At 39.5% G+C, this 25,427-nt stretch carries 24 protein-coding genes and 1 pseudogene; 8 read left to right on the plus strand and 17 right to left on the minus strand.

What is annotated here, in order from left to right; all coding sequences use genetic code 11:
• Positions 1-103 precede the first annotated feature (103 nt).
• Positions 104-250, plus strand: coding sequence for a YuzL family protein (locus CDO84_RS15855; RefSeq protein WP_003240817.1), 147 nt, complete (start codon positions 104-106; stop codon positions 248-250).
• 24 nt (positions 251-274) lie between these two features.
• Here the strand turns inward: CDO84_RS15855 and CDO84_RS15860 are convergent, their stop codons facing one another.
• The gene (locus CDO84_RS15860; protein ID WP_040081884.1) at positions 275-1,183 is read right to left on the minus strand and encodes a proline dehydrogenase family protein; all 909 of its coding nucleotides are present in this window, start codon (positions 1,181-1,183) and stop codon (positions 275-277) included.
• Between the two features lie 94 nt (positions 1,184-1,277).
• Here CDO84_RS15860 and CDO84_RS15865 point away from each other — a divergent pair, with 94 nt between their 5' ends.
• The 4 genes from CDO84_RS15865 (at position 1,278) to mdtP (ending at position 4,116) form a co-directional block, all read left to right on the plus strand.
• A complete protein-coding gene (locus CDO84_RS15865; RefSeq protein WP_003228567.1) occupies positions 1,278-1,523 on the plus strand; it encodes a hypothetical protein in 246 nt (81 codons plus the stop codon).
• Between the two features lie 12 nt (positions 1,524-1,535).
• Positions 1,536-1,868, plus strand: a complete 333-nt coding sequence (locus CDO84_RS15870; protein ID WP_003222766.1) for a spore coat protein — start codon at positions 1,536-1,538, stop codon at positions 1,866-1,868.
• Between the two features lie 158 nt (positions 1,869-2,026).
• Positions 2,027-2,497: a MarR family transcriptional regulator MdtR gene (gene mdtR, locus CDO84_RS15875; protein WP_014665318.1), complete on the plus strand. Its 471-nt coding sequence runs from the start codon at positions 2,027-2,029 to the stop codon at positions 2,495-2,497.
• Positions 2,494-4,116: a multidrug efflux MFS transporter MdtP gene (gene mdtP / locus CDO84_RS15880; protein ID WP_014665319.1), complete on the plus strand. Its 1,623-nt coding sequence runs from the start codon at positions 2,494-2,496 to the stop codon at positions 4,114-4,116. The genes mdtR and mdtP overlap by 4 nt, the downstream gene beginning before the upstream one ends.
• A gap of 36 nt (positions 4,117-4,152) precedes the next feature.
• Here the strand turns inward: mdtP and CDO84_RS15885 are convergent, their stop codons facing one another.
• Both CDO84_RS15885 and CDO84_RS15890 read right to left on the minus strand, forming a co-directional pair.
• Positions 4,153-4,536 (minus strand): tautomerase family protein, encoded by a 384-nt coding sequence (locus tag CDO84_RS15885; protein ID WP_040081881.1) that lies wholly within the window; start codon positions 4,534-4,536, stop codon positions 4,153-4,155.
• An 18-nt stretch (positions 4,537-4,554) separates the two neighbouring features.
• On the minus strand, positions 4,555-5,295 hold the full coding sequence (locus CDO84_RS15890; protein ID WP_040081880.1) for an SDR family NAD(P)-dependent oxidoreductase: 741 nt from the start codon (positions 5,293-5,295) through the stop codon (positions 4,555-4,557).
• Between the two features lie 133 nt (positions 5,296-5,428).
• On the opposite strand from CDO84_RS15890, the gene CDO84_RS15895 reads away from it, so the two are divergent.
• The gene (locus CDO84_RS15895) at positions 5,429-6,316 is read left to right on the plus strand and encodes a LysR family transcriptional regulator (protein ID WP_014665322.1); all 888 of its coding nucleotides are present in this window, start codon (positions 5,429-5,431) and stop codon (positions 6,314-6,316) included.
• Positions 6,317-6,335: 19 nt separating this feature from the next.
• Here CDO84_RS15895 and CDO84_RS15900 read toward each other — a convergent pair whose 3' ends face one another.
• The 13 genes from CDO84_RS15900 to CDO84_RS15960 form a co-directional block, all read right to left on the minus strand.
• On the minus strand, positions 6,336-6,623 hold the full coding sequence (locus tag CDO84_RS15900; protein ID WP_080487994.1) for a YusU family protein: 288 nt from the start codon (positions 6,621-6,623) through the stop codon (positions 6,336-6,338).
• A gap of 25 nt (positions 6,624-6,648) precedes the next feature.
• Positions 6,649-7,476 (minus strand): ABC transporter ATP-binding protein, encoded by an 828-nt coding sequence (locus CDO84_RS15905; protein WP_079288351.1) that lies wholly within the window; start codon positions 7,474-7,476, stop codon positions 6,649-6,651.
• A 216-nt stretch (positions 7,477-7,692) separates the two neighbouring features.
• Entirely contained in the window at positions 7,693-8,130 is a 438-nt protein-coding gene (locus tag CDO84_RS15910) for a YusW family protein (protein WP_040081879.1), read from the minus strand.
• A gap of 109 nt (positions 8,131-8,239) precedes the next feature.
• Positions 8,240-10,036, minus strand: coding sequence for a M3 family oligoendopeptidase (locus tag CDO84_RS15915; protein WP_040081878.1), 1,797 nt, complete (start codon positions 10,034-10,036; stop codon positions 8,240-8,242).
• 1,631 nt (positions 10,037-11,667) lie between these two features.
• A complete protein-coding gene (locus CDO84_RS15920) occupies positions 11,668-12,864 on the minus strand; it encodes an ABC transporter permease (RefSeq protein WP_040081877.1) in 1,197 nt (398 codons plus the stop codon).
• On the minus strand, positions 12,861-13,586 hold the full coding sequence (locus CDO84_RS15925) for an ABC transporter ATP-binding protein (RefSeq protein WP_040081876.1): 726 nt from the start codon (positions 13,584-13,586) through the stop codon (positions 12,861-12,863). Before CDO84_RS15925 ends, CDO84_RS15920 begins: the two co-directional genes overlap by 4 nt.
• Positions 13,587-13,641: 55 nt before the next feature.
• Positions 13,642-14,748 (minus strand): methyltransferase, encoded by a 1,107-nt coding sequence (locus CDO84_RS15930; protein WP_040081874.1) that lies wholly within the window; start codon positions 14,746-14,748, stop codon positions 13,642-13,644.
• Between the two features lie 29 nt (positions 14,749-14,777).
• Positions 14,778-16,019 carry an MFS transporter gene (locus tag CDO84_RS15935; protein WP_040081873.1) on the minus strand — a complete coding sequence of 414 codons (1,242 nt, stop codon included), beginning with the start codon at positions 16,017-16,019 and terminating at the stop codon, positions 14,778-14,780.
• Complete coding sequence (locus tag CDO84_RS15940) at positions 16,009-16,533, minus strand: GNAT family N-acetyltransferase (RefSeq protein ID WP_014480814.1); 525 nt, start codon at positions 16,531-16,533, stop codon at positions 16,009-16,011. Before CDO84_RS15940 ends, CDO84_RS15935 begins: the two co-directional genes overlap by 11 nt.
• Positions 16,533-17,867 (minus strand): glutathionylspermidine synthase family protein, encoded by a 1,335-nt coding sequence (locus tag CDO84_RS15945; RefSeq protein ID WP_040081871.1) that lies wholly within the window; start codon positions 17,865-17,867, stop codon positions 16,533-16,535. The genes CDO84_RS15940 and CDO84_RS15945 overlap by 1 nt, the downstream gene beginning before the upstream one ends.
• Complete coding sequence (locus tag CDO84_RS15950; protein ID WP_040081870.1) at positions 17,864-19,156, minus strand: hypothetical protein; 1,293 nt, start codon at positions 19,154-19,156, stop codon at positions 17,864-17,866. Before CDO84_RS15950 ends, CDO84_RS15945 begins: the two co-directional genes overlap by 4 nt.
• A 7-nt stretch (positions 19,157-19,163) precedes the next feature.
• Complete coding sequence (locus CDO84_RS15955) at positions 19,164-20,447, minus strand: hypothetical protein (protein ID WP_040081869.1); 1,284 nt, start codon at positions 20,445-20,447, stop codon at positions 19,164-19,166.
• Between the two features lie 11 nt (positions 20,448-20,458).
• Positions 20,459-21,721: an aminotransferase class I/II-fold pyridoxal phosphate-dependent enzyme gene (locus tag CDO84_RS15960; protein WP_014480818.1), complete on the minus strand. Its 1,263-nt coding sequence runs from the start codon at positions 21,719-21,721 to the stop codon at positions 20,459-20,461.
• Positions 21,722-22,588: 867 nt separating this feature from the next.
• Here CDO84_RS15960 and CDO84_RS15965 point away from each other — a divergent pair.
• Positions 22,589-23,374, plus strand: a pseudogene (locus CDO84_RS15965) (oxidoreductase); the annotation flags it as partial.
• An 89-nt stretch (positions 23,375-23,463) separates the two neighbouring features.
• Positions 23,464-23,925 (plus strand): metalloregulation DNA-binding stress protein MgrA, encoded by a 462-nt coding sequence (gene mrgA, locus CDO84_RS15970; RefSeq protein ID WP_014665328.1) that lies wholly within the window; start codon positions 23,464-23,466, stop codon positions 23,923-23,925.
• A 44-nt stretch (positions 23,926-23,969) separates the two neighbouring features.
• On the opposite strand, the gene htrB is transcribed toward mrgA, so the two are convergent.
• The gene (gene htrB / locus CDO84_RS15975; protein WP_040081867.1) at positions 23,970-25,346 is read right to left on the minus strand and encodes a serine protease Do-like protein HtrB; all 1,377 of its coding nucleotides are present in this window, start codon (positions 25,344-25,346) and stop codon (positions 23,970-23,972) included.
• Positions 25,347-25,427 lie beyond the last annotated feature (81 nt).

Consider the following 25,427-nt stretch of genomic DNA (forward strand, 5'->3'; position numbering starts at 1 on the left):
CTTTCATCTTAAAAGATTTCCGGTTCGACTTCAATAGCTAATTTGTTATTTTTTTGTATGAAGCCTATAAAAGACGGGTAACTTAAGCCCGGAGGTGAAGGGAATGGTGCGAGAGAAAAAAAATCCGTCTTCTGCGGCAGTCAGCGCGGCGAGCGTAAAGGGAGATGCCGGTCCGACTCAGCATTACGGCGGCGGAAAACGGACAAGTCAAAATCAACAGTATAAAAAACATAACATGGAACAATCATAATGCAGCTGCTTCCCGCGGCTGCTTTCACTTTTTCAGAATTCCTTTTAACACAAATGCTGCATTGGCGGGCCGTTCGGCAATTCTTCTCATAAAGTAGCTGAACCAGTCTGTTCCATATGGGACATACACACGCATTCTGTAGCCTTCTTTCGCGAGTTCCTTCTGACGCTCTGGCCTGATGCCGTATAGCATTTGAAACTCAAATTGCGATGCGGGGATTTGATGTTCGTCGACGAGCTGTTTCGTAAATGCAATAATGTCATCGTCATGTGTGGCGACAGCCGTGTAGTTCCCGCTTAATAGCTGCAGCTTTATTAAGCTCTGAAAATGTAGGTCTGTTCCTTTTTTGTCAGGAAACGCTACAGCCGCAGATTCTTTATAAGCGCCTTTCACAAGTCTGAGATTCGGCTTTACGTCACGCATCTTTCTAATATCTTCTGCCGCCCTGTACAGATACGCCTGAATGACCGTGCCAAGCTTCTCAAATTCCTGTTTGCATTGCCTGTAAATAGAAAGTGTCTGTTCATAATGAGAATAGTCTTCCATATCAATGGTCACAGCAACATTATATTGCTTCGCAACGGAAAGAATGGCGCGCAAATGAGTAAGAGCAAGTTCTTCTGAAAGATCGAGCCCAATTGAGGTGAGTTTAAGTGAAAGCTCCGACTCCAATTGATGTTCGGCAATGGCTTGAATGGCTTTCTTGCATTCCTCTGCGACTTGGTTCGCTTCTTTTTCCGAAGCTGCATACTCGCCTAAATAATCAATTGTTGCACACAAACCGGATCTGTTTAGCCTTTTGACGGTCTTAACTGCCGATTCAATCGTATCCCCTGCGACAAATCTTCGTGCTCCAAGCCTCTTTCCATATGCTTTTGCGAACTTGGTAAGCGTTTTATTTTGAGATAAAAATAAAAACACATGTCTCAACATCCGACTCCCTCCCGCCATCATCTTCAAAACACCTGTATACAACTCCCAGTCTGAAGGAAACTATAAAATGAACTGAAATCAAAGGAGGATCACAATGGACAATCAGCAGCAATCTCAAATGCCGCCTTCCGTTATTTCGACAAAGGATCATTTGTATCTCAATGACATGCTGAACTGGAATTTGCTCGCGATGAAAAAAGCGCATTTCATGGCGCAGCAGTGCCAGGATCAAACGTTAAAGCAAGAACTCGATCGCGTCGGACACATGCATCATGATCACTATCAAAGAATATTAAAGCACCTGCAGCCAGGGCAGCAGCAGTCCGGCTACATCCAATAAGGAGGCGTCAGAATGAATCAACAAAATCAAAAAATCAGCAACCCTCAGACACCTGTACCGACAACATCGGAAATGAATGACAGAGATTTCGTCAACGAACTGCTGACAACCGAAAAATACATGACAACAGCTTATTGCACAGCCTTGCACGAATTCAGCCACGAGTCTCTTTATCAGGATATTCAATCCATTTTTGATGAGTCACAAAAAGCGCAAAGAAAACTGTATGACCTCATGTTCCAATATGGATGGTATTCTGTTGAAGCGGAGGATGCCCAAAAGCTGCAGCAATCCTATCAAAAATTCCAGCAGACCATTCAGCAGCAGTCTCCTTATCAGCAATAACAATATTAGAAAAAGGATACGATGTTCTTTCGGGCATCTATCCTTTTTTTTGTGTAAAATCAGTTGACTTTTCATTTACGCTTATTTATATTTAATAAGCATTAACTATTTTGTCATCAAAATATATATACAGTGTATGTAACAGAGGGGAATTGAATATGAAGAGTGCGGATCAGTTAATGTCCGATATCCAATTATCGCTTCAGGCGCTCTTTCAAAAGATACAGCCTGAAATGCTGGAAAGCATGGAGAAACAAGGTGTCACCCCAGCGCAGCTGTTTGTGCTGGCCAGCCTAAAGAAACACGGCAGCCTCAAAATTTCTGAAATTGCCGAGCGTATGGAGGTGAAGCCAAGCGCGGTGACGTTAATGGCAGATCGCCTTGAACAAAAAAATCTTATCGCCAGAACACACAATACAAAAGACAGGCGAGTGATTGATCTCAGTCTTACTGATGAAGGAGACAGAAAGTTCGAGGAGATTTTGGCAGGCAGAAAGGCCATTATGGCGCGCTATCTTTCCTTTTTGACGGAGGAGGAGATGCTTCAGGCGGCGCATATTACAGCAAAGCTCGCACAGGCAGCAGCGGAAACGGATGAAAAGCAAAACATGAAAAGAGGAAACGGATGAAAATGAGTAAAGAAGGCAAACAATCCAAACGGACGCTATTAATAACAGGCTTAATTATTGCTATGTTTTTTTCAGCCCTTGACGGTACCATTGTCGGAACGGCCATGCCGAAAATTGTCGGTGATCTGGGCGGTTTGAGCATGATGACCTGGCTGACAACTGCATATTTGTTAACATCAACAACCATTGTTCCAATTGCCGGCAAGCTGGCTGATTTATTGGGACGCCGCATTGTCTATGTATCAGGTTTGATTATTTTTATGGCCGCTTCTGCCTTATGCGGAATGGCCAACAACATGACAGAATTGATTATCTTCCGTGGACTGCAGGGAATCGGCGGAGGCATCATGATGCCGATGGCGATGATTGTTATCGGTGACTTGTTCACAGGAAAACAGCGTGCTAAATTCCAAGGGGTCTTTGGCGCGATTTACGGGCTGGCTTCAGTAATTGGACCGCAAATCGGCGGCTGGATTGTAGACTCGTTAAACTGGAAATGGGTTTTCTATATTAACCTGCCAGTCGGAATTATTGCGGTTATTTTCATTGCAAGAGGATTACAGGGACGCCAGCAGACTGGTCCGATCAACTTCGACATCGCTGGTATTTTCACGATGATTGTCGGTGTTGTCAGCCTCTTGCTCGCCTTAAGCTTTGGCGGGAAAGATTACGCATGGGATTCATGGCAGATTCTTGGTTTGTTCGCTCTCGCACTGATCGGCATTGTCAGCTTTATTATCGTAGAATCAAAAGCAAAAGAGCCAATCCTGCCAATGTATTTATTTAAAAACAGAACATTTACCTTTTTAAACTTGATCGGCTTCTTTATGAGTATCGGTATGTTTGGCGCCATTACGTTTGTTCCTTTCTTTATGCAAGGAATTGTCGGTGTAAGTGCGTCTGAATCGGGTACAATTATGACACCGATGATGATCTCTATGATTATCACAAGTATTATCGGCGGCCAGCTTGTATACAAAATCGGAATTAAACCGCAAATCATTACAGGCATGCTGATTATGGCCGGCGGATTCCTGCTGTTAACGACATTGGATCTTGACACGAGCAAGCTTGTCGCTACATCATATATGGCGATTATTGGCCTTGGAATGGGTCTTGTTATGCCGATTCTGACATTGGCTTTACAGGAAAGCTTTTCGAAAGAGGAGCTTGGCGTTGTCACCTCATCCAGCCAATTCTTCCGTTCTATCGGCGGAACATTCGGCATTACCATGCTGGGAGCCGTAATGAATGCGAGATCAGGAAATCTATTAACAGATAAATTGGTGCCGTATTTAGACTCTCTTCCGGCACAGGCAAGCTCGTTTGCCGCCCAGCTAAAGGGTATGATTGATACAAATCCGCAAGGGCTGCTGCAATCACTGTTCAGTCCGGACGCAGTCAAACAAATCCCTGCGGCTTTCTCATCCCATATTGTGCCGATTTTAAAAACATCGTTGATGGATTCACTCCACAGCGTGTTTTATACAGGCCTGATCTTTATCGCAGTCGGAGCCGTATTTACATTGTTCTTAAAACCTATCAAACTATCAAATAAGAAAACGGGAGAACAAGTGAAAGAGAAAGCGGCAAAAGCCGTTGAATCACCTTCCCATTAATAGAGCACCCCGCGGGTATCAAACCGCGGGGTTTTTTTATTCAATCATCTGGGCCCTTCCATTTCCGAAAGACCAATCCTCATCCTGATTTCCGGCCAGCATGATAAACACATCTTCTTTTCTTACGCCAAGCTCGGAATGAATCCGGCTTGCGATTGAGCGGTAAAGCGCTTTTTTCTGTTCAGTTGTTCTTGAGTGTTTCAGTGTAAAATGAATGTATATCAGTTCATCAGTACGCTCAACTTGGAGATAAAATGGATCATAGAAAAATTCGCCTTTTTCATATTGCCTGATGACTTGAAAATAGTCATCTTCCGGCACATTGATTTCTTCAATCATCGATTGGTGGATGGCCCTGCTCAGTTTTTGAAGCCACGCTTCGCTTCTTCCCGTCCGTAAATGAATCTGTACAAATGGCATCTCCCTGCTTCCCTCTCTTTACAGCGTCTGTCCGCTGTCAATTGTGATGATTTGGCCTGTGAGTGATTCCTGTTCAACTAGTGAACAAATCAATTTGGCAACATCATCTGGTTCAGCAATATACTGCAGCGGCAAAGAGCCGATCATGCTTTTCATTTTTTCTTCCCGGCCAGCCCACCATCTCGTTGCCACAGCTCCTGGTGCTACACCGCTCACTCTGATGTCAGGCGCTAAGGCGTGGGCCAATGATTTCGTTAAACCGTGCACCGCCGATTTTGATACTGCGTAAGGCATAGATGAGCCCGCACCGGTTAACCCTGCGATGCTGCCGACGTTTACGATCGCTCCGGCCTTGCTTTTCTTCATGAACGGAACCACTGCCCGCGCGCAGAAAAACATTCCTTTCACATTGACGGCATACAGCTCATCCCATATGTCTTCTGTCGCAGCCTCAAGATCATCCATTGGAATATGCCGTGTAATGCTGGCATTATTCACTAAAATATCAACCGTTCTGTGTGTGTTCACGATTGCTTGAATCATATCCTGCACTTCGCTGTTTCTGGATACATCTGCTTGGATGGCGAAGGCTTGCCCGCCAGCTTTTTGAATCATTTCCACTGTTTCCTCCGCTTCTGATTGAGAACGTGAATAATTCACCGCAACAATCGCCCCGCGCTTTGCCAATTCCATACTGGCTGCTTTTCCGATTCCTGTGCCGCCCCCCGTTACGAGAGCTATTTTGTTCAAGACATTCATTGCCGCCACTCCTTGCTGTTGACTAAAATAGATTTCTGATTCCATTGTAATCCAGCTTTGATGTTACGTATAATGATTGTTAAAGATACTTGATATCATTCGGATTGATATCAAATAAACGGAGGAGTTCAAAATGGAAAGCGGAGATTTACGTGTGTTTCAAATGGTAGCCCGTGAAGGGACCATTACGAAAGCGGCCTTGCAGCTTGGCTATGTGCAATCGAATGTCACGGCCAGAATTCAACAATTGGAAGCTGAACTGGGTACGACGCTGTTTTTGCGCCATAATCGGGGCATGACACTTTCTGCAAGCGGAAAGCTGCTGCTGGACTATGCAAATAAAATTATCGGCCTTCTTGATGAAGCGTCTAAAGCGCTCTCATCCTCCGCAGAACCAAGCGGGCCGCTTATGATCGGCTCCACTCAGACAACTGCCGCGGTAAGGCTTCCAAAGCTTCTGGCATCTTATTATGAAGAACATCCAAACGTCCAGCTGTCTTTAACAACAGGACATACGCAATTTCTCCTTGATAAAGTTCTTCGTTATGAATTGGACGGCGCGTTTATCGGATGCGAATGCAATCATCCTGAGCTCGAATCCTATCCGGCATTCGAGGAAGAACCAGTAGTTGTTTCGGCTGCCTCTGTGTCCGATGTTGAAGAAGCCATCACAAAGCCGATTCTCGTATACAGCACAGGCTGCTCGTATCGAGAAACACTTGAAAAATGGCTGCGCTCCGTCGGTGTCACACAGCCGGTCATTATGGAATTTGGTACGCTTGAAGCAATTATCGGCGGGGTTACAGCAGGTCTTGGCATCTCGTTGCTGCCTAGAACGGTTGTGCAGAAGCATGAGGCAGAAGGATCGATTCAATTGTACCCGCTGCCTGAAACACTCAGACAGATGAAAACAGAATTTATTGTTCGAAAAGATTCGTTTATCAGCAGCGCGCTGCGGACCTTTATGAATTCCTTTGCACCAGACAAAACGGATGAATCACAAAAAAGCAGCCTGCTATGATGAGCAGACTGCTTTTTGGCTATTGTTTGTTTCGATGCGCTTCATTTAATTCTTTAATATGCTGAATGACATCTTTAATGCCCTGCTTTGCCTCGGGATATGTCGCATTCCAATGCTTAGCGAGCGGAGGCATGCTCTTGGCTATATGCGTGTACAAAATCCATTGCTTCACTTCTTCTTTTAGCTCGTCGTTTGTTTCACCAAGCAGAAGTTCCGTATACTTTTCCAGCAATCCATCCAGCTGTTCCTGAAGTTTTTGTTCCATTTTCCATCTTCCTTTCGAAAAAACAGCAAGGAGCTTTCTCAATTGAAAGCTCCTTCGCTGGCGTTATTTATCCATGTGATGTGAAAGCCGCTTCCTGAACAATGCATCTGCCCCTGCCATGAGGAATGCAAAGAGGCGTTCCGAACAGCGGGTCCTGTGTAACCTGACAGTTCATAGAAAACACATTTTGCACAAGGTCACAAGTGATAACCTCTTCCGGACGGCCTTCTGCATAAATCTGTTTATCTTTTATGGCCACAAGATGATGCGCATAGCGGCATGCCAGGTTTAAGTCATGGAGAACCATAACAATCGTCCGCTCTTCCTTTTCATTCAGCTCAAACAGCAAATCAAGAATTTCAATTTGATGCGTCATGTCTAAATACGTCGTCGGCTCGTCTAGAAGGATGATATCCGTTTCCTGGGCAAGCGTCATCGCGATCCAAGCCCGCTGGCGCTGTCCGCCAGACAAAGAATCAACGGCACGGTCAGCCATGTCCTCAAGCTTTGTTGCTTTAAGCGCTCTCTCAACTGCTTCCTCATCCTCTTTTGACCACTGCTTCAGCCAGTTTTGGTAAGGATATCTTCCTTGCTTCACCAGCTGGTGCACCGTCAGCCCCTCTGGAGCCGAAGGACCTTGAGGCAGGATGGCGAGCTCTTTTGCGACTTCCTTCGTCGGAAGCTTGGCAATGGCTCTTCCTTCCAGCAGCACAGAACCGCCTCTCGGCTTCATCAGGCGCGCTAATGAACGTAAAAGTGTCGATTTTCCGCAGCCATTGCTGCCAATAAATACGGTAATTTCACCTTTGGGAATTGTTAAATTCAACTCATCAATAATAACGGCATCCCCGTATCCTAAGCTCAGCGTTTCTGTAGAAATTGCACTCATACCCATAACCGCTCCTTTTTGCTGGCTTTTAGCAGCACTATGTATTGCACGTTTTCTATATACATGCTTTTCAGTCAATTGTCATCAATGCAAGTGATTCCGATATTCAGCCATTTGATATGGTCATATATCCCTCATTGTAGCAGAAAACACTGACTTTGAAAATCATTTTCAATTAGTTTTTTGGACATAATTGGCGTTTATGGTTTATTTATCACATGATTATTTCTTGATTTCTCTGATGGAGCCGTCCTTCAGCTTTAGTTTTAAATCGATATGATCATAATGACTGTCCAGATTAAATGCTGCCAGTACGCTGTGTATCACTTCTGTTTCAGCCATTTGATCTGTCACGGAAAGTTCGCTCAGAATCATTTTCATCTCATCCAATGCTTCTTCTCCCTCCTGATTGACACCGGAGAGCTTATCTTGTATTTCCGCTTTTTCCTGAGTCCCGTTCTTTGTATAGATTCCTTCATAACGATTATGCTCACCATCCCCGTAGCTTACACGAAGCGAAAAATTGCTGTAGGGAACGGACTTCAGCTGGGTGACGGTTGTATTTTCTCCTTCTGCCTGCTGCTGGTCTTCATGAAGACGGCAGCCCGCAATCAGAACCACTGCGAGACATACAGCCCCGGCTGCTCTGATCAAATGCATATGTTTCCCCCCTGTAGGATTCCATTTGTTTTAGGTATATCCAGAGAATGAAATCCTCATTCAGAGAAGAATTGAAAAAGCCGTGGCATTTAACGCCACGGCTTTTTCTTTAAGATTCGGTCATTTGCAAAAAGGTTTCGGCGTCACGCACAGCCAGCTTGATGGCATTCTCCCAGAAATCGCGCTTCGTGATGTCAGCACCCAAATGCTTCATCGCCAAATCCTCCACGGTCATAGAAGCCGTATCACGCAATAGCGCCATATACTTCTCTTCAAATGTGTCTTTTTCTTCAAGCGCCAGCGCGTAAATACCAAGAGAAAACAGGTAGCCGAATGTATAAGGGAAATTGTAAAACGGCACCCTCGTGATGTGAAAGTGAAGCTTTGATGCCCAAAAAAGCGGATGATACTCTCCTAACGCATTACAGTAAGCCTCTCTTTGTGCCTCTTCCATCAGTTCATTCAAGCGGCCGGCTGGTACCACTCCCCGCTTTCGTTCCTCGTAGAATCTCGTTTCGAATAAAAATCTCGCGTGAATGTTCATGAAGAACGCAACGCTTCTTTGCACTTTATCCTCCAGAAGAACAAGCTTTTCTTCCCTCGTCTCGGCCTGCTGGACAGTCGCGTCCGCGACTATCATCTCTGCAAACGTTGAAGCCGTTTCCGCAACGTTCATAGCGTAGGAACGGTTTAACGGCCTGACGTCGAGCATTGCTTCCTGATGGAACGCGTGCCCGAGTTCATGCGCAAGAGTAGAGACATTTGAGGCGCTGCCCGAAAATGTCATGAAAATCCGGGATTCCCCGCTGTCAGGAAAACTGGTGCAAAAGCCGCCGACTCTTTTTCCACTTCTGTCTTCCGCCTCAATCCAGCCGTCCCGAAACGCTTTTTCAGTGAATGAGGACAGCTTTTTGCCAAAAGTTGAAAACTGGCTGGTAATAATATTCGCGGCTTCATCATAGGAATAGGCCTTTCCGTCAGAACCGATCGGCGCCTCAACATCGTACCAGCTAAGCTTTTCAAGACCGAGCATGGATGCTTTCCGGTTCAAAAACTGAACGAACGGCTGCTTGTTTTCAGTGATGACCTGCCACATCGTATCAAGTGTTTCTTTTTTCATCCTGTTGATCTGCAACGGTTCCTTCAGGACATTCTCCCAGCCGCGCGCTTTATAGGTTTCAAGCCGAAATCCCGCCAAATGATTCAGCGTGCTGCTGAAAAGATCCTGCTTGCTTTCCCATGCTTGATGGAAACGTTCAAAAACTGCTTTTCTGACAGCTCGGTCTTGATGGTCCATCATATTCTCCGCCTGACCGACAGACAATTGCTTGTTTTCACCGTTTTCCTCATACGGGATCGTCATTTTCCCGACTACCATATTGTATAAGTCACTCCAAGCGTGATATCCATCCACCGCAAGGTTTCCGATCAGTTTTTCTTTACCTGGGCTAAGCTTTTCGGCAACCCTCTGTCTTCTTTCATTTAATATGTAAGATATATCGCGTAATCCCGGTTTTGTTAGCAATTCATTCCACACGTCTTGATCTACGTCCACAAGTTTATGATCTAATGTAACGAGTGACGATTGAAAATCTGCGTAAAGCCGATTCATAAGCGACTGATGCTCTATAGCCTTTTGATCATTGATATTCTGGGCCTGAAGGCAAGCAACGAAAGCGCCGGCCTGCTGAAGCTTGACGGATGTCTGTTCGAATAAATCTAGCAACGCGGCCAGCTCATCAGCCTCTTCAGACGATGCAGGCACCTGCAACGCGTCAGTCATGTCTTGAAATGCACGCAGACTTTGTGACAACTTCTCAATATACCCTTTGAATTCTTCTGATTGGCTCCCACCCTTAAAAAATGAATCAAGATCCCATTTTTGGTCTACCCCTTGCAGCGCCATATCACAAAACCCCTTTCCTTCTTTCGTTCCATTATAGAACAATTCTGAATTATTGTATAAAAATTTCTATTACAGGCGTCATTTCGTATTCAGGATAGTACAATAGCTGTAGCAGTTTAATAGGAGGGTTAGGATGAATAAAAAAATAGCAATCGTAACAGGAGCAATTGAAAGTCCGAAAAACTTGACATACAGAACAACTTAGTGCTTGTTAACGGGTTGCTAAACCCACTCATTTTTGACTTTTTGGAATAGACGGTGATTTAGTACTATTTACAGGAAAAAGTATTCAATGCTTCCTAAAATTACAGCAGAGTCTGAAAAGGGGTTGATTGGTACATAAGAGATTCATTTAGTGTTTATGTAACCTGTCGATGACGTCAATGGCGAAAGATTTATCAAGAAAGAGAGTTATTTGGACTAATTGTCACTGTCCATACTCTCAATTAAAGCGTCACCAATCTTCTATTTGTGTTGTTTCATAATAAAAGTTAACAATTAGCATATAGAATATTATAATGAAAGGAGAAAATATTTGTTAGCAACCATGTCCTTTACAACAATGTTAATTTCTAGGATGTGGTTTGGAAGCAGTGGAAAGGCAGAGGGGGTCCCGAGTCTTGCCGATCAAAGAGTTCAAACTGAACCCAAGAGTTAAAAGAAGAAGGATTGACCGATGATGAGATTAAAAAATTTATGAAATGAGCAAGGAAGAATATCAATTTGTATAAAAACATGCAGATGACTTATACAAGGAGTCACAAGAAGGAAATAAAAAAATTGAAAGAATCCGGTGAAATTGATGAAGTTTTACACAAGTGGAACGAACCTAAATATCAAACAGAAAACAAAGTTTTAGGATTATTGGGCACCAAAGTAGATGTATAGTTAGTTATGAGGTTAACTCTGGTAGCTGATTCATTGGTGGTGTAGGACATGCTGCTATTGTATCTAGAAATAAAGCAAAAACAGTTGAATCCTATATAAGATCGATAAATAAACTGACGGCGGCCTAGGCCTAGGGTTGAGAGAAGATTTTGGAAATCTGGAAGTGTCAGTAACTAATATAAAATGATCACTATGTTTCATCAAAAAATTGACTCCTTAAATACGCACAACCTGCAATTTTGTGTTCATGTTTGGGTTGAAAAGAACTTAGTATTGTTTGAATATGACGAACTGTTTTCTCGGGATCAATATTCTTTTTTATGAGATTTCATTGTTGCTTTCTTGTTATAAAATATATTTTATGCAATATACCAAGGGTGAGAGCCTTCTCTTAAATCCTTGGGTATATCTTTAATGGCAGGCAGAAGCTCCATAGCCCTTCCTCCCAAACACAATATAAACATCTGATACTCCAATAGAACTTATCAAAAGGCCACTCTCCCTTAATTAAATCTAAATAGAGTTCAATAATAAAGTTATCGATTCCGCTTGTGATCTGTGCCGGTTTGGAGTAGGATACCACCGAATCAGTAAAGACGGGGCGGACAGCTAAATTGTCACCAACAGGATATATACTGATAAGTAATAGAGTACTTTCTTTTCAAGAGCTCGAGTCCAAAAAATTTGACACTACTTCCAAACACAACCGAAATCTTGAGACGATGTTATAGGGAATCAGAGTTTTAATCGTTAAATATATCTTTTACCTTTTTGGGAACATACCAGAAACTTAAAATATAGGCTACAGCAAGGGATAATGCTTGTAATAACAATATATTTTGAATTTCAATACTACCTGAAATCAACAACAATAACAGAGAAAAGATTTGAAGTAAAAGTAATGAAAACACAATATATTCAAGTCCAAGTTTCACATCTCTATTTGTTATTGGATATGTACGTAGTATTAACGGATATAAGTTAGGCTTGAAATTATGAAGTACTTGTAATGTTGTTAGAAATAATCCCAACAGCGTAATACAAACGGTTAAAACAGGGTTTGTTGTGAATACCAAAGCAATCAACATGACAAATGAGAAGCGAATATAGATGCCAAAAAACTCCCCATATCTTAACGAAGAGCGAATCAATAAATATAAAAAAGGGTTTAGGAAAATAAACGAAGATCTTTTAATCAAAAAGAACAAATACTTTCTTTCTCTAACACGATGTTGCACACTCGGTATATCAATAAACAAGTTCAAAAAAGTATAATAAAATGACTTTCGCTTTTGTTCCTTGTTGATTTGGATAATCCACATATCGCTTGGCAATATGTATGTCTGCCTGGTTATCAAAATATAGCTTATAGTCCCAACCATAAGCAAAAACAACAGAAGGTGATAAAAGAAAAGATTTAGCAATACAACATTTATAGTAAACTGAACAAGAAAGATTTCTTTATTTACATAAAAAACAGCTTTCATGTTTAAGTATTTTAAATAAAGCAAGATTATACATGTTGTTAAAAACAGTATATGATCACCTGTCTTGCTTTGAAATAATGGATACAGAATAAACATTAACACAATAATTTTTAGTACTTGGATAAACAAGCTAAGATAAAAAGCATATTTAAAATATGGGGTCAACTCTGATTCAGCCGGTAGCATAAAGTAAATATCTGTTTCACGTAAAAAGGTTGTGAGTGGATTCCTTGTTAGAAAAATCGCCATTATAATAGAAAAAAATAAAATAAATTCAAACCTGCCCGTTACAATCTGATCAAACCATTTAAACAATTTTACATATAAATACATCAACACTCCGAAAACTATGAATACGCCGCTATTGCTGAATACTCGAAAAAGATAAATTCTTTCTTTTTCCCATTGAGTTTTCAATCGTCTTTTAAACAATTTCCCCCATAGTGAACTCAATTTTTCACAACCCCAATAAACATTTCTTCTAATGAAACATCATTCATTTTCATCTGATCTTGAATTTCCTGAATGGTTCCTTGCACCCTAACCTTTCCCTCATGTAAGAAAACAACACGGTCACAATATTTTTCAGCCATAGTTAAAATATGAGTAGAAACAAGGATTCCCATTCCCCTCTGTTTCATTTCAACCATTAAATCAATTAATGTATCAATTGCTAAAGGGTCTAGCCCAACAAAGGGTTCATCAATAATAAAGAAAACTGCTTCAACCAAGAAGGCACAAAGAATCATAACCTTTTGTTGCATCCCCTTCGAAAAAGTCTGCGGGTAATCATTTATTTTTTTTTCCATTCTAAATTTTTTTAACAGTTCGGCCGCTTTTAATTCGAATTTATCTCTTTTCATTTTATAAGCTGATGCAGTGAATTCCAAATGTTCCCAAAGAGTTAATTCTTGATATAATTGCGGAACTTCAGGGATATAGGAAATACGCGGCCTAAAATAGGAGGGATCATCTCTTAATGACACACCATCAAGTGTAACACGGCCTTCAGTGGGTTTTAAGATACCTAAGATGTGCTTAATGATCGTGCTTTTCCCCGCACCATTTAGCCCAACTAAACCAACTATTTCCCCTTTATCAATCTGAAAAGAAATATTGTGGTTTGCCATCTTATTACGCTTATAACCTCCTGTAACCTGTTCTACGCGCAACATATGAAAACACCTCTGCTAAAATATTGAGAAAACACTCATTTTATTTGAATGCTTTTCACTTTAATTTTATTGCTTTAATAATACCATAACCTTCAAATGATCCGTCTGTAATTTTTGAAATATTTGAAAAACCCTCTGTTCCCAACAATTTTTCCCATTCATCAAAAGACCTGGCAAAAACGTGAGCTTCAATCCCCATAGCCATAAATGTTAACCAAGAACGACTGATCCCATCAGGTTTGTTTATACGTTCAAGTATGTAAATTTCTCCTTTTGGTTTCAAAGCATTAAAAGCTTTTTTTAACAACATACATACAACTGCATCTTCCCAATCAACTAGAACCCTTGAAAATAAAATTTTATCATATCCTTGAGGGAACTTATCCTGCAAAAAATTTGCTGGAAAGACAGTTATTTTAGACATTGTATTCCATCTGCTTAAAGTTTCTTCAATAATGGAACAGGCACTAGGAAGGTTTAAAATATCGATGTATAAATCAAGATGTTTCTTAACTAATATAGAAGCCATAGTTCCATCTCCGCCACCAACATCTAGCATGGTTACATCTTTCTGTGAATTAGAAAGCAAGTGCTGCGATAAAAAGGAAGCTAAGTAAGGTACTTCCGCCGTCATAATAGGTTCAAAATTTCTTGATTCTATCTCATTTTTTGGTGGCCAATGAATCTCATCAAATTGGACATTTGTCTTTACCATCTCTGAGAAAATAGGACCGTACTTTTTTAAAAAAAGTCGTGTGAATCCGATTCTTGGCCACAAATAAGGTTCAAAACTATTTGAGGCAGGAATAAAAAACTTCTTCGAAAAGTCCGTTACTTCTATTTTTTCTTTAATAGTAACTAGCTGCATTTTTTCTAACATATATACTAAACGATATGCATTTGTTTCTGGAACATTGAGTCTTTTACTTAATTCCGGCAAATCTAAAGGAGTTTCATGTAGTACATCAAACAAGTTCATTTCAACAGCTGACAGAAGCAGATAAGTGCTTATAAAACCGTTTAAAATAACATCTGCTTTTGCACGTTCATCTTTAGAACTTTGGATATCCTTTTGAGATAATAAAGGTGAGTGGTCTATCCAGTATTCACAATACTCATTCCAAAGATCAAACTTCTCTACAATATCAAAATTTTGTTTCATAAAATCATCTCCTTAAAGGACTGAGAAAACTACAACGTCTCTTGTATTCTTTTTTGGGACTCGATGTTTAAAGTACGTAATGAACCGCTTAATTTAAAAAAGATTGCTGTAAGTAATAAAAGCAGACCACCGCTTATAAACACAATGGAAGCATTTGTTATATCAGCTAAAGCCCCCCCTAATAAAAATCCAATAGGTATTCCCATTTGAGCAAAAGTTGTTCTTATGCTAAATACTCTACCTTGTAAATGGTTAGGAACAACCTCCAGCCATATAGATGTACTTGTTGCATTTATAAATGGAAGAACAAATCCAAAGAATCCGATCAATAAAGTGGACCAAGAAACGTCTACAAAAAGACCAAGTCCCATTTCTATAAGAGCACAAACAATCAAACTAAATAAAATTACTTTTTCTTTTTCTTTTCGGATAATTAATAAAGCATTCAGGATGCTACCAATTATAAGTCCAATTCCAAGTGACAGTTCCAAATGGGCTAAGGTAACAGGTCCCTTTAAAAGATCATTTGTTACATACAAAGGGAGAATTGGTTGTACAGCACAACAAATATTGACTATAAAAAACAACAATAGTAATGCTTTTAATAATTTACGCTTTTTAATGAATTGAAAACCTTCATATAGCATTACAATATGTTCACTAAGAAAATGATTATGATCCTCTTTACCAAATTCTTTTTTAGGCACATTTGTAAAAACTAATAACACAACAGCTAACATAAAAAAGCTCAGGTTTAAAAACAATATTTGCTGAATTTTTAGGACCACTATAAGGTAGCCCGCGATTATTGGTGAAAAGACCATCCCTAAAGCATTTAGCAATTCTTGCAAACCCGCTAATTTTCCTTTCTTTTGCTCCAATACCATACTAGAACAGCTTGAAATTAGTGCGGGTTGCTGCATCGATAGTAAAGAACTGGCTATAAAACCATATAAAGTTAATGCAATCAAATTCACTGAAGAAAAATTAAAAAGAACCCAAAGACAGAATAAAATAATTAAATTTGACACATTACAAAAAAGCAGAATATTTTTGCGGGAAAGCTTATCAATTAGGGGACCTAAAAGAGGCCCCAATATTATTCCAGGTAAAGTGGCAGCAATCATTTGAAACGATGTTATGATTCCTGAATGATAAGCTGTTGTTATCCACCACACTATAGAAAAACGACTGATTCCATTACCCAAGATAGCAAATAACTGACTGCTCAATAGCAAATAAAATGATCGCCTGTAATCATTATGAATCAATTTCATTCTCCTTTTTATCAGCTAAAGAAAGTGTATAAATTAAGCTATTCGGCTCAAATTTAAAGCGTGGAGCTAATGTTTCTTTAATTTTGTTATTATAATTCACCTGTGCTGCTACCAATTTAAAGCCTCTTTGCTCTAATAACTGGATGTTTTTCTCTAATAACCTTACCCCGACAAACTTTGCTCTCCAGTCAGGATGCACCCACAATGCGTAAATAAATGGGTACCGAAGACCGGTTATTTCATTTACCCTCTTACCTGAAAAAGAGTATCCGATAATATTCTGGTCCGCTTTTGCAAGTAACAACGTTCCTTCAGGGACTTCTAAACTTTTCTCAATAAGATTATCTACTCTTTTTCTGTTTTCGTTATTGTTATCAAAATTAAAATTACGATAGATATCCTCTAGCCCTTCCATTATGACATCTAGAGAGCACTCTAAATTCTCCTTATCTTTAACAGATACATTCACAATCGAATATGCTTTAGACATATGAATAATTGTAGACATTAAATCTCCCTTTCACTAATGATATACGCTGGTTGAACAGCTCCCCTTTTACCGACATTTGTAATAGGATCAATAGATGAACGGCATAAAAGTCCAGACGCTTTCCCTTTTATTAAATATAACGCTAAGCTTTGATATACACTTATCTGGGTAGGATCTACATTGGGATTAATGATTATTTTCTTTGATTGATCTATATATTTTTGTATAATGAAAGGTTTATCTATAGCTTGGTTAACATGTTTACTCCATAAATCAGCAGGACAAAATTTCCCCAAGATAACTCCTCTACCCCTTGTATCAATAACTCGCTTTAAAACGTATTGATCTTTATTATTTATAACCTCTTTTACTTGGTCGAGTTTTTGCGATGTTAGAGAAAATGTCTCTGGAATCAACATATCAATAGCCTCTTTTTGTTTCTCAGAGAAAAAAGATTGAATGTGTTTGTCTTTTAATAGATATAATATTCTTTTATTTTCGGCGACCATTGCAGATGGAAATGAATTAACATAAATAAATTGATTGTTTTTTAATCCATTCCAATACTCTTCTACCTCTGACACTGATTCTTCGTAAAGACAGTATTTAAATTGGTCATTTTCATCTATAAATGCGTCAAATTTATGGAACGCCATCTGAAGAGGTTTATTATCCCAACCAGGAAGATTCTCAACAGACTGCAATTTTTGAATAGGTATATGTTTTGCTGAAAGTCCCATAGAAGCAGCAAGTTTTTCAAGCAAATCCAAATCAGTAAGCACAGGATGATACTCACTACTTAAAAAACCAATATTGGGATCTTGGTTCTTTCCAGTTACTTCTTTATACACATCTATAAGGCTCTTTATAAAGAGTCGCGGATCATCTGTAGCCTGTGCATTTATTTCATATTTACTCGAGATTTCTTTAAAAATGTCAAGATCTTCGTATATTTGTTTAATATAAGAAACCCAAAGAATCGCACCTGGACAATCACAATTTGTTTCCATAAGTTTAAAACTGCCGTCAATTGTTTCAGTTACATCAAATCGTGCCAAGTGTATCCAATATTTATATTCAGGTTTTACCTTACTCAGTTCTCTAAACACTGATAACTCAGGAAACTGCTTCTGAATATCTTCATATTCAATATAGATTCGCAAAAATGTTTCCATCGCTTCTAAAACGAGTTCTGATTTAGATACTAGGTGATCATATTTACATTTATCAATTAAAAAAGGAGTTAAAGAAACGGGTATAGGTGTTTTACCATCAAAATAAATTTGTTTCTTTTCAATACCTTGCTTCATCTTTCTTTGATCAATTGAGTACATCTCATTTTGTACAATCATAAGACAGCCACTCCCGTTGAGCTCATACAACTATTTGAAGGTAATGCTAATACTCGTTTATTAGAGTCATCCTCTATTCTGACTAAAACCCCTCCCAAATGTGACCCGAATATATAAGGACTTAGCGTAAACCTTTTAGATTCAGTAATAATTCCTTTTGTAGAATGATAATATTGAAAATCATAAAAAGGTGATTCTAGGTTTTCCTGTACAATCCACTGAGTAGAATCCATACCTATTTTATGAACTAAGTCTTCCCATCTATCATCCTTTGTTTCAGCTCCTATAAAAACGTATTCACCAACATGCGAATGCGATCTTTTTATGACAAATTGGTTTTTATTCGAGAGGATAAGATCAAGAAGATTGTATTGTTTGCCCTTGTAAATAACGTCCCTCTTCTTAATTGTCCGTGTCCAAGGGATATATTTATTGATTAAATCAATTTCGCACGATGTTAAACGGCCATTATTTTCTATTTGCTCACTCAGTTCAGCAACAATCCCTTTATGATCCATAAAAAGATCCGCAGGATTTGAGTAAACTCTTGTGTCGGTGTTCCATGCTTCTTTTATAACTCGAATCATTTCCTTTACTTTTTCCTGAGGATGTACCAACGTTCCGATTCGGTATAATATATGATAATTTCGTATACCATCAGTAATGTAATCTGCTGCTGCCCTTAAATTCTCCGGTGTAACAAAAAAAGCTCTAATTCCAACAGCCTCTTCAATCCATTCAACCATTTCTTCCGTTAAATCTTTATAAAATTGATCGAAATCATTAAACCCCATAAGTGCAATATTGATTTCTTCTTCCTTAATATTTGTTTGACTCTCTCTTTTTATATCGATTAAAAATCTCTTTATTCCGTCTTTTACACTGGGGTATTCAGCATGACTTGGTGCCTGACTTAATGGATTCTGTTGTATCCAATACTGAATGAAATCAACTTCCCATGTCCCTCCTACTGCAGATTCAATATTCATTTCAATTATCTTAAGCTGATCATCAACTAATATTCCATCTGGACGCATGATTCCAGGAATAGACTCATTCTTATATAACTCCGCAATTTCTTTATGATCCGGTCGCACCTGAGATTTATTATTAAATGTAACCTTGCGTCCCAACTCTAATAATTTGGGAAGTTCTTTTTCCCACTCATATATTTTTTCTTTCTTTAAAATTATTGGTGATATAGGCATTCTTCCATCCTCAAAAAATATCCCTAAATCTGTTAATTCATTCTTGAATCTTTCGCTCCAATTTTTAAACTCCAAATTCATATAGTTGTTAACCTCCATGTCTTACTTGAATATCCTGTTGAATTTTCAAAGTTTGACTAAGATCTTTATTTTTTCTCCTGCTCCAAATAAAAGCGTCCAAAATATAATGATGAAAAGCCACTCCCCAAAATAAAGCACCTAATGTGTAATTCAGCAATTCATAAGTCATTATCTGATTGTTTATTGCTCTCGGAAGAGTTATGAACATATCAAACAAAAAAGCCAAGACTACAAATAAAATTAATTTTTCAGTAACTGAAAAAGCTAAACCAAACTTTACTTTTCCTTCATTAACTAAATATTTATTTACATTATGAAACCTTATAAACCGATGGTATTGAATATTATGAAATATTGTTAGGGCTATAAATGGAATAGTGATAGGAACATTAATCAGCAATATAACATTATGAGTTATTAAAACAGCACCAATTAGTAACCATTTAGGTAAGTTGAAAGAGTTATGTTTTAGATTTGATACTGCATGGTATATTGCAAAAACTGCAGATAGGAAAAAACCAACCAATGATATAGTAGCCAATGTTTTTAATACGGAAGATAAACCATACATTAGAGCAAGATGAATAAAAACAGAAATCCCTAAGAATACAAAAGAACTTTTAAATAAAATTTTCATAACCTTATTTTTTTCGATGTTTTTAAAATATTTTAAAAACATACATCCTATCACTAAACAGAGACCGATTAAAAGTGAGGAATTTGCGGTCTGTTGCCAATACAAATAGGAAACTGAAAAGCGTTCTGCTAATGAAAAAGGATGATAGTATAGTAGGTGATTTTGAAAAAGTGGGTATAAGCTCCCGAATCCTATCAAGAACGCATCATATCTCTTTGTTTTTAGATCTTTCTCTCCGTTTTTTCCTCTGTAATAGGAAATAAAACCCCAATGCTGTCTAATTAAGTGATAATAGGCATAGAGCAAACCAAAGCGATTAAATGTGATTGCAGCTGCTCTTGTGGCCCCTATCCCCTGTGTTAAATAGAAAAATAAAATGAGTAAGGGACCAACAACTAAGATCAATAGACTATAAAGTAAAGCTTTATTATTTTGGCTTCGGAACTCTCTATCAAAGTATGTTCTTGTATATGTAGCAAAAACATGGGTGCCGTCAAATAATAATGTCCAACTTAAATAAAGAATGCCCAGGGTTAAAGTTACTCCTAATCCCAAAGCCGTCATACCATAATATAAAATAACCACAATAAAACTGATTACTGCCGGGCCGATAATCCATTTTAAATCTTTTCGCCTGTCCATTATCCAATTCATATTTACACTCCTTATTTCAGAATAGACAACGCAACTTTTTCAATTGCATTTAATGTGTAATTTAGATCGGATTTTTCTAAGGCTGCACTCGTATTTAAGCGGAGTCTAGGCAGTTTTCTTGAAACGGCTGGAAAGAAAACGGGGTTAACGTAAACACCTTCTTGATGAAGTAAGTCTGCAAAACGTAAAGTTGTGTTGCGATCTGGAAGAATAATTGGAATAATAGGTGATTCACTATGCAAAACATTAAGTCCTATTTGTTGAATGCCATCTCTTAAATACTTTTCGTTCTCGTGTAACTTTTCCTGGATGTCCGGATTTTTCTCTAGAATATCAATAGCTGCAATTAAACCTCCGATAACTGACGGTGGTAATGATGCAGAGAACATATAGCCATTGGATCCCCAGCGAAGAATATCTATTGTTTCTTTTGATCCAGCAGCAAATCCACCAACACCCGGTAATCCTTTACTTAGGCTTCCAGTTAGTATATCAATCTCTTTTTCAACTTTAAAATGAGATGGCGTCCCTCTGCCATAAGGTCCAAAAGCTGCGGTTGCGTGCGCATCATCTACGATAATAAATGCATTGTATTTTTCGGCTAATAAAACAAGTTCGTCTAACTTAGCTACATCACCATCCATACTAAAAATGCCATCTGTGATAATAAACTTTCTCTGAACGTATGGCAATCCCTCTAGAGCACCTTTTAGGCTGTCCGAGTCTCTATGTTTATATTTAATATATTTAGCTCCAGATAATTTAATGCCATCAATAATAGATTGATGATTCAATTCATCAGATAATATGACATCTTTTTCTGAACAAAGAGCTGAAATCACAGATACATTTGCTGAAAATCCGCTACTATACGTTAACACGTCTTCTACACCAAGGAAGTTCGCAAGTTTTTTTTCAAATTCAACATGTAAGTCAGTTGTCCCGTTTAGTAGTCTAACTCCACTTGTTGTTACTCCGTACTTTTCTAATGCTTCTTTAGATGCTTTTAATACTAGGTGATGACCATTGAGTCCAGAATAGTTATAAGAACCAAGGTGTAACAGTTTTTTATATTGTTCCTCTTTTGGAAGGGGGGAAGTGGACTCTACTGAATATGCCGCAGAAACATAACGATGTGGAATGCTTTTAAACGTCCGTCCCATGACTTTCATATGATCGGTTTCTGTCAGCCAATCATATAAAAGCTTATTTCGTCTTGTTTTTGTTGATTGAAAAGTTAAGTCTCTATTCCTAGTGTTTACTAGACTCTCCATTTGCAACTCTCCCCAAAAATCCTATTTTTATACATTATAGAATTAAATGTAATATATTTCAATTATTTTGTAATAAAATAAAAAACCATTGATTACATTTAAATACGCCTATACGATCAATGGTATTAACGTGGATATTTACTTAAAGAACCGGATTTTTGTACGATACTGAAACTGATTATTATTTTTTTGGCAAACTGATTTATGCTGTTCAAATTAACTCCTTCAAAAACCCTTAATAGTATTGTGGGAAGAACTCATACATCTCGGGCGATAACCAGTGGCACTTTCTATCGAAAATACTCCACCTTTTGACCTCTAATGAGAGCATAACAATAGTAGAGGAAACTTAAAAAGCAACTAAGGAAGGTAGCGGATTTTTGTTGCAAAGGGACAGCCACCCGAGGAAAACCGTAGGAGGTCATACGGCGACCCGGACATCGATGCCCAAATACTTTGTGTTCATGGCCGCAACAGCAGGTGAAACTCAAGCTGCTGCAGAATCTGAAGGAGACATACTTTATTTCTGTCCAAGATTTTCGTCCGGGTACAACTGTAAACATCTGATCTGCCGCGATCCGATCGTATTAGTCCGAAAATGCTCCGCGTTTACTCATCTCTATTAGATTGCATCAGAAAAGATTAAAATGAAACCGGCTACCGATTGGAAAGCTACAGTTTTTCCCATGAATCAGTTGTCAACCTTTCTGAAAAAGTTTCTAGCCTATTAAGATTAGAAGCAAGTGACATCAATCTTTAGCCGATGAGCCTTTGGACTATGGTAGGGAATTGAAATTCAAAAAGGCACTCGTAAAACAGCTACTCTTCGCTTAAGGAGCAGCTTTCCCTTCTTCTTTTTTATAAACGGCAGTAAGGCTCGCCCGATCATTTTTCGTGATTGCCACATCAAGACAGCCTGAAAAAGCGGAACAGCTTCGGGAATTGGCTGCAGCACACAATGTGTCTGATTCCATTCTCATTACGGCTCTTGATGTCACCGATGAACAATCTATAATCTCATTCGGAAAAGCCATTAGTGCTTACGCCCCGATCGACCTACTCGTCAACAATGCTGGAACGGCTTATGGAGGATTTATCGAGGATGTGCCGATGGAACATTTCAGACAACAATTTGAAACGAACGTCTTCGGAGTGATCCATGTGACAAAAACCGTGCTGCCTTACATAAGAAAGCATGGCGGCGCAAAGATTATAAACGTGAGCAGCATCAGCGGACTGACCGGGTTCCCTGCGCTCTCGCCCTATGTAGCTTCCAAGCATGCATTAGAAGGTTTTTCTGAAAGCCTGCGTATCGAGCTGCTTCCGTTCGGTATCGAAACCGCTTTGATCGAGCCAGGCTCATACAAGACATCGATCTGGTCAACCTCATTATCAAATTTTATGTCGGTGCCTGCTGACGATTCAGCCTATCATCAATACTATAAAAAGATCCTTTCATACGTTGAAAAAAACGGAGAAGAAAGCGGAGATCCCCAAGAGGTTGCCGACCTCATTTATCAATTGGCAACAACAAAGCATTTAAAAAAATTGCGATACCCGATTGGAAAAGGCATCAAGCTTACCCTGCTGTTCCGATCGCTTTTTCCTTGGTCTGCGTGGGAATCTATTCTGAAGAAAAAACTATTCAGCTGACTTAAATTATAATTATTATAATTTAGTATTGATTTTTATTTAGTATATGATATAATTAAGTCAACAGATCACAAGGAGGACGTTATCTTATGAAAACCGAAAACGCAAAAACAAATCAAACATTAGTTGAGAATTCAATGAACACACAATTATCAAACTGGTTTCTTTTATACTCTAAGCTCCACCGTTTCCATTGGTATGTGAAAGGACCTCATTTCTTTACATTGCACGAGAAATTTGAAGAACTTTATGACCATGCGGCGGAAACAGTCGATACCATCGCTGAGCGCCTGCTGGCGATCGGCGGGCAGCCTGTTGCCACAGTGAAAGAATACGCTGAGCATGCATCTATCACAGACGGCGGAAACGAAACATCAGCCTCAGAAATGGTACAAGCATTGGTTAACGACTACAAACAAATCAGCAGCGAATCTAAATTCGTGATCGGCCTGGCTGAAGAAAATCAAGACAATGCGACAGCGGACTTATTTGTCGGATTAATTGAAGAAGTTGAAAAACAAGTGTGGATGCTTTCCTCTTATTTAGGATAGCAAAAAAGCTGAACCTTAATTGGGTTCAGCTTTTTGTTTTCTTCTTAGCTTGAGCTGCTTTCTGTCTGCTTCGTCAGTGTCACGTTCAACGTTTTCGTTTTTCCATTTCGCAGCACTTGGATTGTTGTTTGATCTCCGACTTTTAAGTCTTTGTAAAGGATCTGGCGGATATCCGCGCTGCTTTCCACGTCTTTACCGTTTAGTTTGACAATAACATCCTCAGATTTTATGCCTGCTTTTGCCGCAGGTGAATTCGCTTGAACTTCTTTTACATAAACACCTTTACCTAATTGATCCCCAAACAAGCCGAGCGTATTTTCCTGATAGGTTTCAGGAACTTGCGCCATGTCAATCATTTGCACGCCCAAAAACGGACGATCCACTTTTCCATTTTTCAGCAGCTGGTCAACAATCGGCTCGACATCATTGCTTGGGATCGCAAATCCGAGTGATTCCACACCGCTTTCGCTCACCTTCAAGCTGTTGATGCCGATGACCTGGCCGCTTGCATTGATTAACGGACCACCGCTGTTCCCCGGATTGATCGCTGCATCAGTTTGCAGCACGTTCATTTCCACCGTGCCCTGTGTTGTATCCACATCAATTGTCCGGTTCAGCCCGCTAATGATGCCTTGTGTCACCGTACCGGAAAACTGCTGTCCGAGCGGGTTGCCGATAGCGATTACCTTTTCGCCCGTGCGCAGCTGTGAAGAATCACCAAAGCTCGCCACTTTTTTGACGTTCTTTCCGCTGATTTCCAAAACCGCCAAATCAGTAATGGCATCGCTGCCGACAAGCTTGGCAGTTTCCGTTTCTCCGTTGTATAGCGTAACAGTCAGCTTGTTCGCGCCTTCAACGACATGGTTGTTTGTAATGATATACGCTTTATTGCTGTCTTTTTTGAAAATAACACCTGACCCGGTTCCGCTTTCACTTTCTGAGCTGGAGCCGCCGCCCGTGCCGAATGTGTTATTTTGAGAGGTTTGGATATTTGAAATTCCGACAATCGTCGGCTCTAAATCCTCTACCATATCAGCGACGTTTGAAGCGTTCGTTATCGGTGTCGAAGTAAAATTATCAGACTGCACCTGTTTATTTGCAGAAGCGGTCTCGGTCGCCTGATTTTGGTCTGACGGCAGATAAGGCGCGATGCCAAGCATAAGGCCCCCGCCGATAATACCGCCTAAAATCGGGCTTAGCCATGCGGCTCTCCGCTTCTTTTCTTTTTTCACAGCCGTTTCTTGCTTTTCCATTTCTAACGCAGAAGCTGTTTCCTGCCGTCCCGCATCATACGACACAGGCGCGTCAAGCAATTCTTGTTCAGAATGTCCTATCAGCTTCTGGTTTTCTGTATTAGACTGTTCTGTATGTGAAGGTTCTGTTTGATGTTGATCGTTTTGGTCATCACGTCGATAATCCATGTTCTTGCACTCCTTTAACGGTTATTCATTTATCGTTACATATTCATCGCATGTACAAGTTCAATTGTCCCAATAATGAGG

This window comes from Bacillus sp. MD-5 (genome assembly GCF_002201875.1).
GTDB lineage: Bacteria > Bacillota > Bacilli > Bacillales > Bacillaceae > Bacillus > Bacillus stercoris.

Coding starts and splice junctions, on each gene's coding strand:
- CDO84_RS15855 (WP_003240817.1), top strand. CDS start 104: ATGGTGCGAGAGAAAAAAAATCCGTCTTCTGCGGCAGTCAGCGCGGCG.
- CDO84_RS15860 (WP_040081884.1), bottom strand. CDS start 1,183: ATGTTGAGACATGTGTTTTTATTTTTATCTCAAAATAAAACGCTTACC.
- CDO84_RS15865 (WP_003228567.1), top strand. CDS start 1,278: ATGGACAATCAGCAGCAATCTCAAATGCCGCCTTCCGTTATTTCGACA.
- CDO84_RS15870 (WP_003222766.1), top strand. CDS start 1,536: ATGAATCAACAAAATCAAAAAATCAGCAACCCTCAGACACCTGTACCG.
- mdtR (WP_014665318.1), top strand. CDS start 2,027: ATGAAGAGTGCGGATCAGTTAATGTCCGATATCCAATTATCGCTTCAG.
- mdtP (WP_014665319.1), top strand. CDS start 2,494: ATGAAAATGAGTAAAGAAGGCAAACAATCCAAACGGACGCTATTAATA.
- CDO84_RS15885 (WP_040081881.1), bottom strand. CDS start 4,536: ATGCCATTTGTACAGATTCATTTACGGACGGGAAGAAGCGAAGCGTGG.
- CDO84_RS15890 (WP_040081880.1), bottom strand. CDS start 5,295: ATGAATGTCTTGAACAAAATAGCTCTCGTAACGGGGGGCGGCACAGGA.
- CDO84_RS15895 (WP_014665322.1), top strand. CDS start 5,429: ATGGAAAGCGGAGATTTACGTGTGTTTCAAATGGTAGCCCGTGAAGGG.
- CDO84_RS15905 (WP_079288351.1), bottom strand. CDS start 7,476: ATGGGTATGAGTGCAATTTCTACAGAAACGCTGAGCTTAGGATACGGG.
- CDO84_RS15910 (WP_040081879.1), bottom strand. CDS start 8,130: ATGCATTTGATCAGAGCAGCCGGGGCTGTATGTCTCGCAGTGGTTCTG.
- CDO84_RS15915 (WP_040081878.1), bottom strand. CDS start 10,036: ATGGCGCTGCAAGGGGTAGACCAAAAATGGGATCTTGATTCATTTTTT.
- CDO84_RS15925 (WP_040081876.1), bottom strand. CDS start 13,586: ATGTTGCGCGTAGAACAGGTTACAGGAGGTTATAAGCGTAATAAGATG.
- CDO84_RS15930 (WP_040081874.1), bottom strand. CDS start 14,748: ATGAAACAAAATTTTGATATTGTAGAGAAGTTTGATCTTTGGAATGAG.
- CDO84_RS15940 (WP_014480814.1), bottom strand. CDS start 16,533: ATGTCTACAATTATTCATATGTCTAAAGCATATTCGATTGTGAATGTA.
- CDO84_RS15945 (WP_040081871.1), bottom strand. CDS start 17,867: ATGATTGTACAAAATGAGATGTACTCAATTGATCAAAGAAAGATGAAG.
- CDO84_RS15950 (WP_040081870.1), bottom strand. CDS start 19,156: ATGAATTTGGAGTTTAAAAATTGGAGCGAAAGATTCAAGAATGAATTA.
- CDO84_RS15955 (WP_040081869.1), bottom strand. CDS start 20,447: ATGAATTGGATAATGGACAGGCGAAAAGATTTAAAATGGATTATCGGC.
- CDO84_RS15960 (WP_014480818.1), bottom strand. CDS start 21,721: ATGGAGAGTCTAGTAAACACTAGGAATAGAGACTTAACTTTTCAATCA.
- mrgA (WP_014665328.1), top strand. CDS start 23,464: ATGAAAACCGAAAACGCAAAAACAAATCAAACATTAGTTGAGAATTCA.
- htrB (WP_040081867.1), bottom strand. CDS start 25,346: ATGGATTATCGACGTGATGACCAAAACGATCAACATCAAACAGAACCT.